Genomic DNA, 16,727 nt, shown 5'->3' on the forward strand with positions numbered 1-16,727 from the left:
CAATTAATAATTAATATCAAAAACCAAATAAAAGATGAGCAACTCAGAATTTGGAAGTATTTCATTTGATTTACCAAAAAACCAATCAAATGTAATCAAAGTAATTGGTGTAGGTGGAGGCGGAAGCAACGCGATAAACCACATGTTTAAGCAAGGAATTAAAGGGGTAGACTTCATTGTATGTAATACTGATTCTCAGGCATTACAAAGCAGTGCGGTTCCTAATAAAATTCAATTAGGTGTAAACTTGACTGAAGGACTTGGAGCAGGAGCAAATCCTGATGTAGGTCAGCAATCAGCTATTGAAAGCATTTCTGACATTGAAAAAATGTTAGATCGAAATACTAAAATGGTATTCATCACTGCAGGAATGGGTGGAGGTACTGGAACTGGTGCTGCGCCGGTAATTGCACAATTAGCTAAAGAAAGAGAAATTCTTACTGTAGGTATCGTGACACTTCCTTTCTTATTTGAAGGTAAAGTGCGTCAAGAACAAGCTAAAATTGGAATTGAAAAATTACGCAAACAAGTTGATTCACTTATTGTAATCAACAACAATAAATTAAGAGAAGTATACGGAAATTTAGGTTTTAAAGCTGGGTTTTCTAAAGCTGATGAAGTATTGGCAACAGCCTCTAGAGGAATTGCAGAGGTAATTACACATCACTATACTCAAAATATCGATTTACGTGATGCTAAGACTGTATTGTCTAACAGTGGAACTGCGATCATGGGATCAGCAAATGCTGAAGGTGAAAATAGAGCGAAAGAAGCAATTGTTTCTGCTTTAGACTCTCCATTATTGAACGATAATAAAATTACTGGTGCTAAAAACGTATTGTTGCTCATCGTTTCTGGCTCAAATGAAATTACCTTAGATGAAATTGGAGAGATCAATGATCACATCCAAAATGAAGCAGGTCACAATGCCAACATTATTATGGGGGTTGGTGAAGACGAAACTTTAGGTGACGCAATTGCAGTAACTATTATCGCTACTGGTTTTGATATTGAACAACAAAACGGAATTGTTAATACAGAACCACAAAAAATAATTCATACTTTAGAGGATGAACAAAGAAGTGTTTACAATTTAAGTAAAAATGAAGTACCGGCTTTCGAACCAAATATTGAAGCGTCAAAGCCAAGTACTGATGATAGAGTTGTTTTTGATTTATTAGAGGATGAAGAAGTAACGCCCCAAGCTGTTGCTACTCCAGAACCAGTAGTTCCTACTGTTCCAGTTGCGGGAAATGAGGATTTGATGGCTATGTCTGAGTTTATTAAAAACCTAGATGTAACTTTTGAAATTGTTTCTCCTATGAAAGAGAGTGATTTCACAATTTATAATTCTAATGAAACGGTAGCTAAACAAGTGGAACAACCAAAGGTTGCCGAAAAACAAGAGCAAACTACGTTCTCGTTTGATTTACCATTATCGAAGCCTGAACCCGTTGCTAAAGTGGAAGAAAATGAAGTTTTATTTGAATTAACAAATGAAACGCGCGAGATTAAAGTAAACCAACCAGTACAATTTGTTCCAGTAACAGAGTTGACTGATAAAGGTATTATCAAATATTCTCTTGAAGAGTATATGGAGGCTGAAAATGATTTTATTTCTTCTAAACCAACTGCAAAAGTGGTAGAAGAAGTAGTACCTGCTGAGCTAAATATTACTATGAAGCAAGTAGAAAAATCAACAGAAGCGGACTCAAAATTTGAGGAAATTTCGCCTATGGAAATGACTATCGAAGAAACGTTACGTTTAAGAGCGGATGAAAGACGTAAGAAATTAAAAGAATTCAATTACAAGTTTCATAACAATGTTTCTAAAATTGATGAATACGAGAAAGAGCCAGCTTATAAAAGATTAGGTATAGATATTTCAAATAACCAACCTAACAATACAAACTCTAGAATCTCTGTAGGGACTGACAGTAATAACGATTTACAATTGCGTTCAAACAATTCTTATTTACATGACAATGTAGATTAGTTTATTTGAAATCAAATAAATAAATTAGCCCGAAAATTAAATTTAATTTTCGGGTTTTTTATTTTAACTTCGCACAATAGTCAGTATTGCTTATTTGAGCCTTAGTCCAGCTGTCCTTTCAAGCTTTTTTATAAAAAACAATTTTTCTAAATTCTTAAAAGAGCTTCCTGCGGTCGCTTTTTAAGAACAAGAAAAAAAGTGTTTTTAAAATAAAAAAGGCTTTACATTCCCATCTGGGGCAAGACAACAGCGTTGTACAAGACACCGACTATTATTAAAAGAATACAAATACATAAACAAAAAAACATATGAGCTTATCAACAAAAATCATGGACGAAATGAAAATCGCTATGAGAGCTAAAGATACTGTTGCACTAGAAGCTTTAAGAGCTATTAAATCGGAGATTTTGTTAGCGCAAACAGCTTCCGGTTCTAAAGAAGAAATTTCAGAAGAAGACGAGGTTAAATTACTTCAAAGACTAGTGAAAACTCGTAAAGAAAGCGCTAGAATTTTTACAGAACAAAATCGTATGGATTTAGTAGAGCCAGAATTAGCTCAGGTTGCTGTTATAGAGAAGTTTTTACCTGCTCAATTGAGCGAAGCTGAGATAGAGGCTGTAATTGCAAAAATAATTGCTGAGACAGGTGCTTCTGGTATTGCATCAATGGGTAAAGTTATGGGCTTAGCTTCTGCTCAACTAGGAGGAACTGCTGAAGGAAAAACAATTTCTTCAATTGTAAAAAAGCTTTTAGTTTAATAAGATACTCATAAGGTAATAGTCTTTTTTTGGAGCCATTTACCTTATAATGGCTGCGTAGTTCAACTGGATAGAATATCAGATTTCGACTCTGAGGGTTGCAGGTTCGAACCCTGTCGCGGCCACATTAAAATTATAATCGCGATAAATTTGTTAAAATCACTTTAGCAAGTTTGTCGCTTTTTTTATAAAGAGCTTTTTAAGTAAGAATTTCAGAACATCTAATATGAATATACTTCAATTATTTATAATTTCCGGTTTGGCTATTTTTTTACTAGTTCTGGCTTTGAAAGTAGTTGTAGAACCTTTTTATGTGCTGGTTTTCAATAAACCTTTATATGTACATTGGTATCCTTATTCGAGAAAACTAACTACAATTCAACAGAAGATACTTCATGATGAGTTTGTTTTCTACCGTAAGCTAAATGCTAGTAGGAAGCAGTATTTTGAGCATAGAGTAGCTACATTTATTGTAAAATATCCTTTTTATGGTAAAGATGGCTATGTTGTTACTGATCAAAGCAAGGTACTTATTGCGGCTACTTTTGTAATGCTAACATTTGGCATGCGCTACTATTTAATAGACGTATTTAATAAGATTATTGTTTATCCTCAATCTTATTTTTCGACTGTAAATCAAGAATATCATAAGGGGGAGTTCAATCCTCGACTAAAAACCTTAGTTTTTTCATGGCAAGATTTTCAGGAAGGTTACTCTAGTTCTAGGGATAACCTGAACCTCGGTCTGCATGAGTTTTCACATGCTTTGCACTTTCATGGACTGAAAAGTAGAGATCAAAGTAGTATTGTTTTTGCTGATGCTTATGATAAATTAAGGGAATATCTTAAACGTCCTGAAATTGTGAAACAACTAATTGCATCTTCGTATTTTAGAATCTATGCTTTCACAAACCAGATTGAGTTTGTAGCAGTTGTTTTAGAACACTTTTTTGAGACAAGTTCCACTTTTAAACAGGAATTTCCAGAGCTGTACAATATTGTAAAAAGCATGATTAATTTCAATGAATCAGATATGCATACGTAAATGTATTTAAGTGTATTCTTGCATTCTAACGAAAGTTCGGTTTTAAAATATTGATTAGGTATTGTTTGGTTATATTTTTGGATATTTAATTGTAAATTGAAGGTAAATTAAAAAGAAAGTGATTATGAAACAAAATGTGCCTGTATCTACGATAATGTCAAAGAATATAATTAAATTAAACCTTTCAGATGATTTGACTAAAGCTGAGAAATTGTTTAAAGAGCACAAGATTAGACACATCCCAGTAATTAATAAAGAGGAGATTGTGGGCTTGCTAAGCTACACTGATTTGTTGAGGGTGTCTTATGCAGATGCGGCAGACAGCGATGAGGAAAATGTAGAATCTGTAGTTTTTAACATGTTTAGTCTAGCGCAAGTCATGGTGAAGGAAGTGGTTGTCATCAATCCAGAAACTACTATTAAAGAAGCGGCTGAAATACTGTCTAAAAATGAATTCCATGCTTTGCCTGTCTGTAAAGACAAGGTGTTGATAGGGATTGTTACCACCACAGATTTGATTAAATATTTGATTGATCAGTTTTAAATGGGAATGAACTCTTAAGCGGCTGTCAAGGTGTAACAAAATAGCTGACGGTTTGAATCGAGCAAAAAAAATCCCAACTAAATTTATTAGTCAGGATTTTAAGAATTGATTTTATTTTGAATAATTATTCTTCAGTCAAAGTTGTTTTCTTGGCAAATTTAAGAAGTACAGGTAGTAAAGTGATTACCACTAAGGCAATAACAATTAACTCAATATGTTCTTTCAGGTTTATGTTATACTTTTCAAGTAAAAAACCATATAAATAGTGCCCAGCAAAAATTAAAGTAAACGACCATAGGAAAGAACTCACCACATTAAAAAACATGAATTTCTTTTTATCCATGGTAACAATACCTGCAACTATCGGGGCAAAAGTTCTAAATATTGGTAGGAATCTAGCAAAAATAATTGCTCTCCCGCCGTGTCTTTCGAAGAAATCTTTTGATTGAACCAAGTATTTTTTCTTAAACCAAAAGGTGTCTTTTTTATTGTATAAATAATATCCGCTTTTAGATCCGAACCAATATCCTACAATATTACCTAAGATTCCAGACAGCGCGACCATCGTTGATAGTAACACTACGTTAATAAAATCACTTTCAATAAATAATACGTTTTCAATCAACTCACGGTTGTAAATTCCTGCAAGGAAAAGCAGACTGTCACCAGGTAGAAAAAAACCTGCGAATAGCCCAGTCTCAGCAAATACAATGAATAATACGATATATATCCCTAGTTTAATACCATTCACATCAAAGTGAATATAAAAAAGTGGGTCAATTAAATTTTTCCAATCAAAACTGTTCATTCTAAGGTGGTTTTATGCTAAAATATTTTGTGCGTGAAAGTAAGTATTATTTATATCAAGAACAATTTATTGATTCCTTTTAAATTTTAATTAACTATTGCGACTATTTAGTTGTAACCAAATAAAAATGGGTTTCTTAATTTCAATAGCAGAAGTGTGAAAAAAGAAACCCTAAAGTTGAACTTTAGGGCTACTTAATTTATTCTCTTTCATACAAGCAACAACTGTGTAGACCCGCGTAGTCTTTATCTGTAGCTTTCACTGTTTTTGTATCATGTCCCACTTTGGCAACTGCTTTTTCAACATTTAATAGTGTTGTTTTTTCTTCGTTTACTATCAGTTGTAGTTCGTGACTGTCTACATCCCATATCGCTGATTTTACTCCTGAGACGTTGAAAGCTGCCTTTTCTATTCTTTTTTTACATTGTTCACAATTGCCGTTTACTGCTACGGTATAACGAGCATTCTTGTTTTTCTTTTCCTGTGCTTGTGTGTTCCAACCTAGAAATACTAGGAGAATTAATACTATTGAATTTTTCATATTGTTAATTTTTAATAGATTATTTAATTTTAAATCGTAGTCCCGCGTAATACATTTGCCCAAAAATAGGAGCATAAACTATAGAAGCATCAAAATTAGAGCCAAAAGGATTATCAGCTCCTAGAATTGCTTTTTCTTGTTTGTAGTTTCCAATGTTTTCTCCACCAATGTAGATTTCAAATGTAGAAGAAAAAACACGTGTTATTTGTGTGTTCATAACTGCAAAAGAAGGAGAGAATTCAGGCATACGATCGGCTTCTGGATTTGATGCTGTATTGGGTAACTGTTGCTTTCCTAACACATTCAAGGTGTAATCTAATTTCCACTGTTTGTTTTTTGCTGTTGCAGTTGTCTCGTAACCTAAATTTCCAAAGAAACGGTGCTTAGCTTGTAATGGAATTTGATAGGTACCGCTTTGATAATCAGTTTTGACATCGTAGTATTTGTAAGCAGTCCGCAGATTCAAATTAGTTGCTAGCTCGTAGTTAAATTCGATTTGTAAACTATTGGCAATCGATTTTCCGTTTAAATTATAGAAGGCTACTTCTTGAGGGCCAGTAAATAAATCAACAACTGCTTGATTCTTAAAATCGGTTCGGTAAAAATCAAAACCAATGTCTCCGCTTCTATTAAATAAGTAAAAACCTTGCATGAAACTCATGCCGTAATTCCAAGCGATCTCAGGTCTTAAGCCATAAGTTTTTCCATCAGTATCTAAAATCGAAAAACTTCTATTACTTGCGAAAAGCTGTTGGTTTTCGGCAAAAATATTGGCGCTTCGTTTCCCTCTACCTGCTGAGAATCGAAAAACACCCTTAGCCCAGGGATTGTATCTTGCGTGTAATCTTGGAGTAATAAAAGTACCCAAGCGATTATGATTATCTATGCGGCCTCCTAATACAAGACTAAAATTGTTAGTGTTGTCATAGGTGTACTCAAAGAATGCTCCTACAGAATTATCAATTCTGCTATAATCAGTAGTGTTGACGAATTCTGAGTAGTTGTCATAGGCGAAGTTAAGTCCGGTGGCAAATTTGTTTCTAGTATTACTAATTATAGAATTAAAGATCAAATTAGAATAATAACTTTTTTGGTTAATATCATATTGTTTTAAACCAAAGTAAGAATCTTGTTTATGACTGTTAAAAGCATTTTGAAAACCGATGCTTTGGTAGGGCATTTCAGGAAAAACATATCCCAACTTTGTAGAAACATCAATGCGTTCCGTGTTTATTTCAGATCCCCATAAGTTGGTCGTTCCTCGATCTCTTTCTGGGTCAAAGTCTACTTCTCCAGCTTGTTTTTTATCATTCATATAGCGCAAATTCACAAAACTTACCCAACCTTTTTGCGCATCGGTATACTGCCAGCGATTAAGAATGTTGATTTGTTTAGCTAGTGGATTGTCTAAGAAACCATCATCGTTCATATCGTTTTTAGCAATGCGGCTGTTCCCGTGGACAAACAAACTGCTTGCCCATTTTTCTGAAATTTTCTTGTTAAAGTGCGTGTTTACCTCAAATCGAGAATCTGTTGAGCCGTATACATTCAAGAAAAACGGAATATCACTTATAGGTTTAATTAATTCGGTATTTATTTGGCCTGAAATGCTTTCGTAGCCATTTACCACAGAACCAGCTCCTTTAGTGATTTGAATACTCTCTACCCATGTTCCCGGTGTGAAGGATAAGCCGTAAGCCTGTGAAGCACCACGAACTGACGGGATGTTTTCTTCTGTAATCATTAAATAAGGACTGGTTAGTCCTAGCATTTTGATTTGTTTAGTTCCGGTTAATGCATCTGAAAAACTAACATCAATAGAAGGATTTGTTTCGAAGCTTTCTGCCAAGTTACAGCAAGCTGCTTTGAGAAGCTCTTTACTGGTTAACGTGGTAGTGTTAGAAGTTAAAGTGTATGATTTTTTGATGCTTTTACGAGCTGTTTTGACTTTTATTTCCTGTAAAGTATCTTGCGAATAGGTGTTAAAAGAACAAAATGACAACAATAAAAGAATTGTAATTTGTTTTTTCATCGAGTAATTATAATGTTTTAAATAGTGATTAGGATTATCAAAAGACAATCTGCTCTTGTAAAAAAAAAACAAAGTAATTAGGCGTAAAAAATGTATTGTTTGTATAGCTTGAAAAAAGGTGGGGCATTAGCGTCACAAAAGTAAGTTGCGCTGCTTTCTTTTTTAAAGACTAATTTTTTTGAAGGAATTATTAAATTGTGCTGAGGAAGTATAAAGGCAGAATTGGTTTCTAATGAAAATGTTTTGATGATAGAAAGATCAACTTTCTTCTGTGTTAAAACAATTTTGTTTTTACAACAGCTATCTTTTTTCTCAATTACAATTCCGCAACAACTTTTCTCAACTTGCTGAACTGTTTTGATCGTTTCAACAGTTACAGAGGAAATCTGGTCACCACAATAATGTACATTAAATGCCAGTCCTAAGTTGGAAACCAACAGGAAAAATGACAAAAATAAACTAATGTGCTTTTTAGACTTCATTGTGCAAAATTAAACAATTATTATAATTTATGAGTCAAATACGGTTCTAAAAATCAAATTTCAAATTCCTGACCCATTAAAGGGATGGTACAGTCAAATCCATAATGCTCATTAATTTTAATTCGAAGTTCGTCCGCGGGCTGATTTTCGCCATGCACTAGAAATACTTTTTGAGGTTTATTCTCTAATTCTGAAAGCCAGTTTAATAAGTCTTTTTGGTCTCCATGCGCAGATAAACCTTGGATCTCTAAAATGGTAGCTTTCACAGGATAATACTTTCCATGAATTTTGATCTCTTTGGCGCCTTCTAGTATTTTTCGACCGCGGGTACCTTCTGCTTGGTAGCCCACAATAATGACCGTTGTTTCTGGAAGTGTAATAAAATGCTCTAGATAACTCAGTACTCTACCACCTGTAATCATTCCGCTAGCAGCAATTACAACTTTTGGTTTTTTATCGTATATAGCATCGATTGTATCCTGATAATCTGTAATCATAGTAAACATTTTGCTCATTTTTATACAGTCATCTAACGATAATTTATGCCATTTTTGATTATTGATAAAAATTTCAAAAGCATTTATTCCCATTGGAGAATCAATTATATAAGGAATATCTGGAATCTTTTTTTCGGTCTTTAGTTGCCATAATAAGTACATGATACTCTGTGCTCTTTCTACTGCAAAGCTTGGAATTATGGTAGTGCCGCCTTTGTGAAACGTGTTGTTGATATACATTTCTAATTCAAGTTTAGCATCTGCATCTGGATGCAAGCGATTGCCATAGGTGCTTTCTAAAAACACATAATCTGCTTTTTTAGGTTTTGTGGGGGGAAACATCAATACATCATTATCTCGACCAATATCACCAGAAAAAATTAATGTTTTTCCCTCAGCATTTACTTCGATGCTACAAGCACCTATGATATGTCCTGCGGTTGTAAAAGATGCTGAAATTTCGGCATCCAGTGCTATAGATTCGTAGGTTTTGATAATCCTAAAATGGGAAAAAACTTTCTCAGCTTGTTCAACTGTATATAGTGGTTCGGCAATAGTATGTTTAGAATATTTGCCTTCGTTGGCTTTTTTTGCATCTTCCTCTTGGATTTTGGCACTATCGAGTAATATTAATTTCGTTATAGCAGCTGTGGGACTGGTGCAGTATATTTTACCTTTAAAACCTTGATTTACTAATCTAGGGAGCCAGCCGCAATGATCTAAATGACCGTGCGTTAATAATACAAAATCAATTGTTGAAGGAAGAATGGGTAGGGGTTGCCAGTTGAGTTCTCTTAAGGGTTTTATGCCTTGAAATAAACCACAATCGATTAGTATTCGAATTCCTTTACTCTCTATTAAAGTTTTAGAACCTGTGACTGTGCCTGCTCCGCCAATAAATTTAATTTTCATAATACCTTTTTTTAGAGTTCAAAATTTAAAAGGAACTGCTTTAATAACATTTGCACAGTTCAACAACTTCTTTCATGACTTTTTTAATTCGATTAGCGCTAAGCCCGATTCGTTCTAAAGGCTCGGAATAGTTTGCTAATTCTTTTGCTAAGATTACATCTGAGAATAGTAACTTGTCTTTTTCGGCAAGAGAAAGTGTTGTTAAACACGTTACAGGGTACAAACAATCTACATCATTCTTAATTTTTAAGCTGTCATTTTCTGGATAATCCCAGCTTAATAATTTCATTCCTGTGCACTGTGCAAAGTCGATAGCATCACTGGTAAAGCGATTGTTAGTAGCAATCCAACACTGAGTCACGAGATCTTTTTTAGAGAAAATTTTATGATGACGGCCTTGAATATCATTATATCTAGAATAAATATATAAAGGAACCTTTACATCTGATGCGGCTTCTCTTCCCGCATGAAATTTGCATTCGATCATAGAGATAATGTCGTCTTTTTGAACTAAAACATCAATCTCATGTGACACGCATTTACCTTGTAGGGTAAGGTTTGTTACGGTTTGATGTCCTTCTTCTGCAAATAGGCGGGCTATGTACTTTTCGAAAAAAAAACCAGCAGGTCCAAGTAGCTGTAACGCTGATCTTAGATTGTATCGAGCGGCATGTGAATTAGCTTCTTTTTTTAGTAAACTAAAAGCTTTCTTATAAATCTGTTTTGTAGATATGCCTTCATAAATTTCCTTGCTAATCTTGTGTAATATATCCTCAACGATCGCTAAGCTGGCGCCTGATTTTAATAATGACTTCTTGAGTTTTTCAGGTTCAAAATCAACGATATCTCCAGAATGTTTAACTATTTTCATTACGTATAATTAATTGATTTGCAGTGTTTTGATAATCAATTTAAAGATAGGTAAAAAAACTTACTTATTTAATTTTTGGTAGTAAAAAGCCGGTATAAATAACAATGCAAATAGGGGTTGAATAAGGAAACGCCTTACGTAAAAAAGAACTAATTTATTAGTATCACCATAAAAATGGATAATAGTGTAGAAGTAGAAAATTAAGATTAAAAATAAAAACAAGTACAGTACAGATGCAAATTTTATCATTGCTTTATCCTTAAATAAAATGTAAATTAAACCTAAAGACAACACCATATTTAATGAATACCTAAAAAGTAATCCTAGAAATAGCTTAAAAGGATTGTAAGTGGGGAGTGGTAAGTCTTTAAAATCGCTTTTAAAATAATTGAGAAAGGGATCGTAAAACAAACTGCTTTCATAAAAACGAACTAACGCAAATAATACAGCAAATAAGAATACAAAAGCAATTTTAATTCTATGTTTGAACAGCTTTTTTAGCATAAGATGAGAATTTATTAATCCATATAATCCATAATAAAAAGACAACTCCATAGATAAATAGAGGAAACAAGGCGTCATGTAGAATATGACTTTGATTCGGGTACTTATACAGTAAGATTACTAATAAAGCAATCCTAAAAACATTCAGTATATATATAACTAGGCTTCCGCCAAAAATAAATAGGAGTGTAGTTTTTAATTTTCCTGAAAAGGCAACGATAAAAGCGATAAATAAAATAATGACACTTATGGCATTGCAGCCTTCTATGACTCGGGCAATATATCTTTGTTTATATATTAGTATAATATAGGGTTCTAATTCCTTTTTCTCAATATTAGCACCGTTACTAATGGTGTTCAATAAAAGCGCTGTGTTTTTTGATACTGCTTGGGTAATACCATCTACCGCGTTCTCTGAAAATCCATCCAAGTAAAGTTGGTAAAATAAGGTTAGCACAATATACGTCAAAAAAAACTTTGACAGAAATAATAAAAAAGGCTTGTATAGAAAAAGATATTCTCTCAAAATATAATTTTTAACAAATTTATGTAATTTATAATAGGGACTTTAAATACTTTTGTATAAAAATTTTAAAACATGACATTTCAGGATTTACAACCTCAAGTAACGACAATCACTACAGCTGTTTCGCTATCAAGAGATGAAAAGCTTCAAGCAATTTGTCGGTTGCTTAATGAGAATATAGAGTATTATAATTGGGTTGGTTTTTATTTTGCCAATCATGACACACAAACCTTACATTTAGGGCCGTATGTAGGTGCTGAAACAGATCATACTGTAATACCTTTTGGGAAAGGGATATGTGGACAAGTAGCGGTTTCTAATGATAATTTTGTGGTACCCGATGTGGCTGCTCAAGATAATTATATCGCTTGTAGTTTTACCGTGAAGTCAGAAATTGTTGTGCCTTTATTTGTAAATGGGCAAAATATAGGTCAAATAGATATTGATAGTCATGTGATTGATCCGTTTACAGAAGAAGACGAACGCTTTTTAGAGTTTGTAAATGAAGAAGTTGCGAAGTTGTATTAAGATTGAAAATAATTTACAATTCATAATTCATATTTGATAATTATTAATTACTTTTGCACCCGTCTTACAATAGATGTGGGACATACATAAAAATCATTAAACAAATATTGGAATGTATTTAACTAAAGAGATTAAAGAAGAAATCTTCGCACAACACGGAGAGAAAACAAACACTGGAAAAGCTGAAGCGCAAATCGCTTTATTTACTTTCAGAATTAGCCACTTAACTGAGCACTTGAAAAAAAATCGTCATGATTATAACACTGAGCGTTCATTAGTATTACTAGTAGGTAAAAGAAGATCTTTGTTAGACTACTTGAAAAAGAAAGAAATTAACAGATATCGTGAGATTATCAAAGTATTGAATATCAGAAAATAATCAATATATAAAGAGGCGCGAGAGTGCCTCTTTTTGTTTTTTACAGAATAATAAAAAAAGTTTGGTTTTTCATTGGGTTTTAGGCATTAACTACGCAAACAACAACTACAACACAACTAGAACCCATGTTTAACTAATAAAGTAAATTTATGATTCCACAATTATTTGTAGAAAGTATCGATTTAGGTGATGGCAGAAACATCACAATCGAGACAGGTCGTTTAGCCAAACAAGCTGATGGATCTGTAGTAGTAAGAATAGGAAAAACTGTGATTCTAGGAACAGTAGTATCTTCACGAAAAGCAAGTCCTGGTATCGACTTTTTACCACTTACGGTAGATTACCGTGAGAAATTTGCTGCAGCAGGACGTTTTCCTGGTGGATTCTTTAAAAGAGAAGCAAGACCAAGTGATAGTGAAGTATTAACAATGCGTTTAGTAGACCGTGTTTTACGTCCACTTTTCCCAGATGATTACCATGCTGAAGTTCAGGTAATGATTCAATTAATGTCTTATGACGAAGATGTAATGCCAGATGCACTTGCAGGTTTAGCAGCATCAGCAGCTTTAGCTTTGTCTGACATTCCTTTTGAAACATTAATCTCTGAAGCAAGAGTTGGTCGTATCGACGGAAAATTCATCATCAATCCAAGCCGTGCACAATTAGAATTATCAGATATTGATATGATGATTGGAGCTTCAATGGATTCTATCGCAATGGTAGAAGGTGAAATGAAAGAAATTTCAGAAGCAGAAATGCTTGAAGCAATTAAATTTGCTCACGAACATATCAAAAATCAAATTTCTGCTCAATTACGTTTACAAGCTGCTTTTGGTAAAAAAGAGACTAGAACGTACGAGGGAGAAAGAGAAGACGAAGCTATTTGCGCTAAAGTAAAAGAAGCGTCTTACGATAAAATTTACGCTATTGCTAGCAAAGGTTCTTCTAAACAAGAACGTACAGCTGCATTTGACGAAGTTAAAGAAGAAGTAAAAGCATTATTTACTGAAGAAGAATTGGCAGAAAACGGAGATTTAGTTTCTAAATACTTCAAAAAAACCAATAAAGAAGCAGTACGTAACGTAACTCTAGATTTAGGAACGCGTCTTGACGGAAGAAAAACTACAGAAATCAGACCTATCTGGTGCGAAGTAGATTACTTACCATCAGTACACGGATCTGCATTATTTACACGTGGAGAGACTCAAGCTTTGGCTACAGCAACTTTAGGTACATCTAGAGAAGCTAACCAAATCGATTCTCCATCAGAACAAGGTGAAGAGAAGTTCTACTTACACTATAACTTCCCTCCATTCTCAACTGGTGAAGCACGTCCTTTGAGAGGAACTTCAAGAAGAGAAGTAGGTCACGGAAACTTGGCTCAAAGAGCTTTGAAAAACATGATTCCTGCTGATTGTCCTTATACAATTCGTGTAGTGTCTGAAGTATTAGAATCGAATGGTTCTTCTTCAATGGCAACAGTTTGTGCTGGAACTTTATCATTAATGGATGCAGGTATCCAAATGATTCGTCCCGTTTCTGGAATTGCAATGGGATTAATTACAGATGGAGACCGTTATGCTGTATTGTCTGATATCCTTGGTGATGAAGATCATTTAGGAGATATGGACTTTAAAGTTACAGGAACTTCTGTAGGTATTACTGCTTGTCAAATGGACATCAAAATTGACGGATTGAAATACGAAATTATGGAAGCGGCACTAGCTCAAGCTCGTGATGGTCGTTTACATATTCTTGGAAAATTAATCGAAACTTTAGCTGAGCCAAAAGCAGATGTTAAAGCATACGCTCCAAAAATTATTACAAGAAGAATCCCTAATGCTTTCATTGGAGCATTAATTGGACCTGGTGGAAAAGTAATTCAAGAATTACAAAAAGCTACTGGAACAACAATTGTTATCAATGAAGATCCAACTACTGAAGAAGGAGTTATTGAAATTTTAGGTACAGACCCTGCTGGAATTGAAGCAGTATTGGCTAAAATTAAATCAATCACTTTCAAGCCTCAAATGAATGAGTCTTATGAAGTAAAAGTAATCAAAATGCTAGATTTTGGTGCAGTTGTAGAATATACAGCAGCTCCAGGAAACGAAGTTTTATTACACGTATCTGAATTAGCATGGGAACGCACAGAAAATGTTTCTGATGTAGTTAATATGGGTGATGTTTTTGAAGTGAAGTACCTAGGTATGGATCCAAAAACAAGAAAAGAAAAAGTGTCAAGAAAAGCACTTTTACCAAGACCTCCACGTGAGGAGAAAAAAGAGTAATCAGATCTTAGTTTACTAAAGGTTTATTTATAAAAAACCCCAATTCTTTTGAATTGGGGTTTTTGCTTTATACTACTTAATAAAGGGATTTTTTTAAATAAAGGACTGCATTAGTATGTATTAGAATGAGTTATTAGTTTGATTCCCAATATTCCATCCAAATGAAAAACTCCCACAATTCCAATAAAAAATAAAAATAAATATTTTTTTTCTCTCTTTTGTAACTTTATCTGTACTTCGTACGTATAACCATTTGTACACTTTAAAATTGAGGAGACAAAAACATGAGACAACTAAAAATTACCAAGCAGGTAACGAATCGTGAAACTGCATCATTAGACAAATATTTACAAGAAATTGGAAAAGTTGATCTTATCACCGCTGACGAAGAAGTAGAATTAGCTCAAAAAATTAAAGCCGGGGATCAAAGAGCCCTAGAGAAATTAACAAAAGCCAACTTACGTTTCGTAGTTTCGGTAGCAAAACAATATCAAAACCAAGGGTTAACACTTCCTGATTTAATTAATGAAGGTAACCTTGGACTTATAAAAGCAGCACAACGTTTTGATGAAACACGTGGTTTCAAATTCATTTCGTATGCTGTATGGTGGATTCGTCAATCGATACTGCAAGCATTGGCTGAACAATCTCGTATCGTTCGTTTACCATTAAATAAAATTGGTTCTATCAATAAAATCAACAAAATGTACGCTTTATTAGAGCAATCTAACGAGCGTCCGCCATCTGCTGAGGAAATTGCTAAAGAACTTGACATGACAGTGAATGACGTAAAAGAGTCTATGAAAAACTCTGGTCGTCACCTTTCAATGGATGCACCTCTTGTTGAAGGAGAAGATTCTAACCTTTATGACGTTTTACGTTCTGGTGAATCTCCAAATCCTGATAGAGAATTAATCCATGAATCATTGCGTACTGAAATTGAACGTTCACTAGAAACATTGACTCCTCGTGAGGCTGATGTAGTTCGTTTGTACTTTGGTCTTGGTGATCAACATCCAATGACTTTGGAAGAAATTGGTGAAACTTTCGACCTAACTCGTGAGCGTGTAAGACAAATCAAGGAAAAAGCTATCCGAAGATTGAAACACACTTCAAGAAGTAAAATACTTAAAACCTACCTAGGTTAATAATAATATTCCCCAATTAAAATCTTTAAACTTTTAACTATTTTAATTCACAGTGAACAACAGTTTGATTGACTGTTCGTTTTTTGATTGATGATTGAAACTCCGGCTGATTACCGGAGTTTTATTTTTTTAATCTGAATTCATTTCAGATTCTCTTTTCCTCTATTTTCTTTTATCTTTCTCTTTTCTGGCGTAACCCTTCGTAAAAACTTCGGGTCGGGCTTTATGTTTCAATCTTTTTATTAATAAAAAATAAAAAGGATTTCCACTTCAATCCCTTACGCAAAACACGGATAACTCCCGAGTTGTACCTTCTATAAAAAATCTTTCCAGTTTGTTTTAAATAAACTAATTTTGCACAAACAACAACTCAAGAATCTGAAAGAACTTCAGATTAAACAACTACACAATGAAAAATACACTTATTGCACCTTCAGTCCTTGCGGCTGATTTTGGGAACTTACAAAGAGATATCGAAATGATTAATGCAAGTGAAGCCGACTGGTTTCATATTGATATCATGGATGGTGTTTTTGTTCCTAATATTTCATATGGAATGCCAGTATTAGAGGCAATTAACAAACATGCTAAGAAAACTATCGATGTGCATTTGATGATTGTAGATCCTGATCGTTATATCAAGACTTTTGCTCAATTAGGAGCTAATGTACTTAGCGTGCATTATGAGGCTTGTACGCACTTGCATCGCACCTTACAAGCAATAAAAGCGGAAGGGATGAAAGCTGGTGTAGCAATTAATCCTCATACCAATACTGACTTGCTAGAAGATGTTATTAATGATATCGATTTGGTTTGTATCATGAGTGTAAACCCAGGTTTTGGAGGGCAATCATTTATAGAAAAC

At 33.9% G+C, this 16,727-nt stretch carries 17 protein-coding genes and 1 tRNA gene; 10 read left to right on the top strand and 8 right to left on the bottom strand.

Features of this window, described 5'->3' with window-relative positions:
* Positions 1-34 precede the first annotated feature (34 nt).
* From ftsZ to ACEN2K_RS14780, 5 genes are all read left to right on the top strand, one after another.
* Positions 35-1,996: a cell division protein FtsZ gene (gene ftsZ, locus ACEN2K_RS14760; protein WP_441760098.1), complete on the top strand. Its 1,962-nt coding sequence runs from the start codon at positions 35-37 to the stop codon at positions 1,994-1,996.
* 308 nt (positions 1,997-2,304) lie between these two features.
* On the top strand, positions 2,305-2,754 hold the full coding sequence (locus tag ACEN2K_RS14765) for a GatB/YqeY domain-containing protein (protein WP_441760099.1): 450 nt from the start codon (positions 2,305-2,307) through the stop codon (positions 2,752-2,754).
* Between the two features lie 51 nt (positions 2,755-2,805).
* A tRNA-Arg gene (locus tag ACEN2K_RS14770) sits at positions 2,806-2,879 on the top strand.
* A gap of 101 nt (positions 2,880-2,980) precedes the next feature.
* On the top strand, positions 2,981-3,799 hold the full coding sequence (locus ACEN2K_RS14775) for a zinc-dependent peptidase (RefSeq protein ID WP_441760100.1): 819 nt from the start codon (positions 2,981-2,983) through the stop codon (positions 3,797-3,799).
* Positions 3,800-3,923: 124 nt separating this feature from the next.
* Positions 3,924-4,343 (top strand): CBS domain-containing protein, encoded by a 420-nt coding sequence (locus ACEN2K_RS14780; protein ID WP_441760101.1) that lies wholly within the window; start codon positions 3,924-3,926, stop codon positions 4,341-4,343.
* A 124-nt stretch (positions 4,344-4,467) separates the two neighbouring features.
* Here the strand turns inward: ACEN2K_RS14780 and ACEN2K_RS14785 are convergent, their stop codons facing one another.
* From ACEN2K_RS14785 to xrtF, 8 genes are all read right to left on the bottom strand, one after another.
* A complete protein-coding gene (locus ACEN2K_RS14785) occupies positions 4,468-5,151 on the bottom strand; it encodes a DedA family protein (protein WP_441760102.1) in 684 nt (227 codons plus the stop codon).
* A 199-nt stretch (positions 5,152-5,350) separates the two neighbouring features.
* Positions 5,351-5,692, bottom strand: a complete 342-nt coding sequence (locus ACEN2K_RS14790) for a heavy-metal-associated domain-containing protein (protein ID WP_441760103.1) — start codon at positions 5,690-5,692, stop codon at positions 5,351-5,353.
* A gap of 19 nt (positions 5,693-5,711) precedes the next feature.
* Positions 5,712-7,724: a TonB-dependent receptor plug domain-containing protein gene (locus ACEN2K_RS14795; RefSeq protein WP_441760104.1), complete on the bottom strand. Its 2,013-nt coding sequence runs from the start codon at positions 7,722-7,724 to the stop codon at positions 5,712-5,714.
* A 77-nt stretch (positions 7,725-7,801) separates the two neighbouring features.
* Complete coding sequence (locus ACEN2K_RS14800; RefSeq protein ID WP_441760105.1) at positions 7,802-8,206, bottom strand: HYC_CC_PP family protein; 405 nt, start codon at positions 8,204-8,206, stop codon at positions 7,802-7,804.
* A 53-nt stretch (positions 8,207-8,259) separates the two neighbouring features.
* On the bottom strand, positions 8,260-9,615 hold the full coding sequence (locus tag ACEN2K_RS14805) for an MBL fold metallo-hydrolase RNA specificity domain-containing protein (protein WP_441760106.1): 1,356 nt from the start codon (positions 9,613-9,615) through the stop codon (positions 8,260-8,262).
* Between the two features lie 40 nt (positions 9,616-9,655).
* Positions 9,656-10,486, bottom strand: coding sequence for an ATP cone domain-containing protein (locus ACEN2K_RS14810; RefSeq protein WP_441760107.1), 831 nt, complete (start codon positions 10,484-10,486; stop codon positions 9,656-9,658).
* A gap of 60 nt (positions 10,487-10,546) precedes the next feature.
* Complete coding sequence (locus ACEN2K_RS14815; RefSeq protein WP_441760108.1) at positions 10,547-10,990, bottom strand: exosortase F system-associated membrane protein; 444 nt, start codon at positions 10,988-10,990, stop codon at positions 10,547-10,549.
* Positions 10,965-11,516 carry an exosortase family protein XrtF gene (gene xrtF / locus ACEN2K_RS14820; protein WP_441760109.1) on the bottom strand — a complete coding sequence of 184 codons (552 nt, stop codon included), beginning with the start codon at positions 11,514-11,516 and terminating at the stop codon, positions 10,965-10,967. The genes ACEN2K_RS14815 and xrtF overlap by 26 nt, the downstream gene beginning before the upstream one ends.
* 72 nt (positions 11,517-11,588) lie before the next feature.
* Here xrtF and ACEN2K_RS14825 point away from each other — a divergent pair, with 72 nt between their 5' ends.
* From ACEN2K_RS14825 to ACEN2K_RS14845, 5 genes are all read left to right on the top strand, one after another.
* Complete coding sequence (locus tag ACEN2K_RS14825; RefSeq protein ID WP_441760110.1) at positions 11,589-12,044, top strand: GAF domain-containing protein; 456 nt, start codon at positions 11,589-11,591, stop codon at positions 12,042-12,044.
* A gap of 112 nt (positions 12,045-12,156) precedes the next feature.
* Positions 12,157-12,423 (top strand): 30S ribosomal protein S15, encoded by a 267-nt coding sequence (gene rpsO / locus ACEN2K_RS14830; RefSeq protein ID WP_144889279.1) that lies wholly within the window; start codon positions 12,157-12,159, stop codon positions 12,421-12,423.
* Between the two features lie 149 nt (positions 12,424-12,572).
* Positions 12,573-14,714 (top strand): polyribonucleotide nucleotidyltransferase, encoded by a 2,142-nt coding sequence (locus ACEN2K_RS14835; protein WP_441760111.1) that lies wholly within the window; start codon positions 12,573-12,575, stop codon positions 14,712-14,714.
* 284 nt (positions 14,715-14,998) lie between these two features.
* Positions 14,999-15,862, top strand: a complete 864-nt coding sequence (locus ACEN2K_RS14840; RefSeq protein WP_026707723.1) for a sigma-70 family RNA polymerase sigma factor — start codon at positions 14,999-15,001, stop codon at positions 15,860-15,862.
* 409 nt (positions 15,863-16,271) lie between these two features.
* Positions 16,272-16,727: ribulose-phosphate 3-epimerase (locus ACEN2K_RS14845; RefSeq protein ID WP_441760112.1), on the top strand; the 456-nt coding region annotated here is incomplete at its 3' end.

It is taken from the genome of Flavobacterium sp. W21_SRS_FM3 (genome assembly GCF_052113625.1).
GTDB lineage: Bacteria > Bacteroidota > Bacteroidia > Flavobacteriales > Flavobacteriaceae > Flavobacterium.

What these genes read in the sequence shown, in the direction of transcription:
- ftsZ (WP_441760098.1), top strand. Translation starts at nt 35, where the DNA reads ATGAGCAACTCAGAATTTGGAAGTATTTCATTTGATTTACCAAAAAAC.
- ACEN2K_RS14765 (WP_441760099.1), top strand. Translation starts at nt 2,305, where the DNA reads ATGAGCTTATCAACAAAAATCATGGACGAAATGAAAATCGCTATGAGA.
- ACEN2K_RS14775 (WP_441760100.1), top strand. Translation starts at nt 2,981, where the DNA reads ATGAATATACTTCAATTATTTATAATTTCCGGTTTGGCTATTTTTTTA.
- ACEN2K_RS14780 (WP_441760101.1), top strand. Translation starts at nt 3,924, where the DNA reads ATGAAACAAAATGTGCCTGTATCTACGATAATGTCAAAGAATATAATT.
- ACEN2K_RS14785 (WP_441760102.1), bottom strand. Translation starts at nt 5,151, where the DNA reads ATGAACAGTTTTGATTGGAAAAATTTAATTGACCCACTTTTTTATATT.
- ACEN2K_RS14790 (WP_441760103.1), bottom strand. Translation starts at nt 5,692, where the DNA reads ATGAAAAATTCAATAGTATTAATTCTCCTAGTATTTCTAGGTTGGAAC.
- ACEN2K_RS14795 (WP_441760104.1), bottom strand. Translation starts at nt 7,724, where the DNA reads ATGAAAAAACAAATTACAATTCTTTTATTGTTGTCATTTTGTTCTTTT.
- ACEN2K_RS14800 (WP_441760105.1), bottom strand. Translation starts at nt 8,206, where the DNA reads ATGAAGTCTAAAAAGCACATTAGTTTATTTTTGTCATTTTTCCTGTTG.
- ACEN2K_RS14805 (WP_441760106.1), bottom strand. Translation starts at nt 9,615, where the DNA reads ATGAAAATTAAATTTATTGGCGGAGCAGGCACAGTCACAGGTTCTAAA.
- ACEN2K_RS14810 (WP_441760107.1), bottom strand. Translation starts at nt 10,486, where the DNA reads ATGAAAATAGTTAAACATTCTGGAGATATCGTTGATTTTGAACCTGAA.
- ACEN2K_RS14815 (WP_441760108.1), bottom strand. Translation starts at nt 10,990, where the DNA reads ATGCTAAAAAAGCTGTTCAAACATAGAATTAAAATTGCTTTTGTATTC.
- ACEN2K_RS14825 (WP_441760110.1), top strand. Translation starts at nt 11,589, where the DNA reads ATGACATTTCAGGATTTACAACCTCAAGTAACGACAATCACTACAGCT.
- rpsO (WP_144889279.1), top strand. Translation starts at nt 12,157, where the DNA reads ATGTATTTAACTAAAGAGATTAAAGAAGAAATCTTCGCACAACACGGA.
- ACEN2K_RS14835 (WP_441760111.1), top strand. Translation starts at nt 12,573, where the DNA reads ATGATTCCACAATTATTTGTAGAAAGTATCGATTTAGGTGATGGCAGA.
- ACEN2K_RS14840 (WP_026707723.1), top strand. Translation starts at nt 14,999, where the DNA reads ATGAGACAACTAAAAATTACCAAGCAGGTAACGAATCGTGAAACTGCA.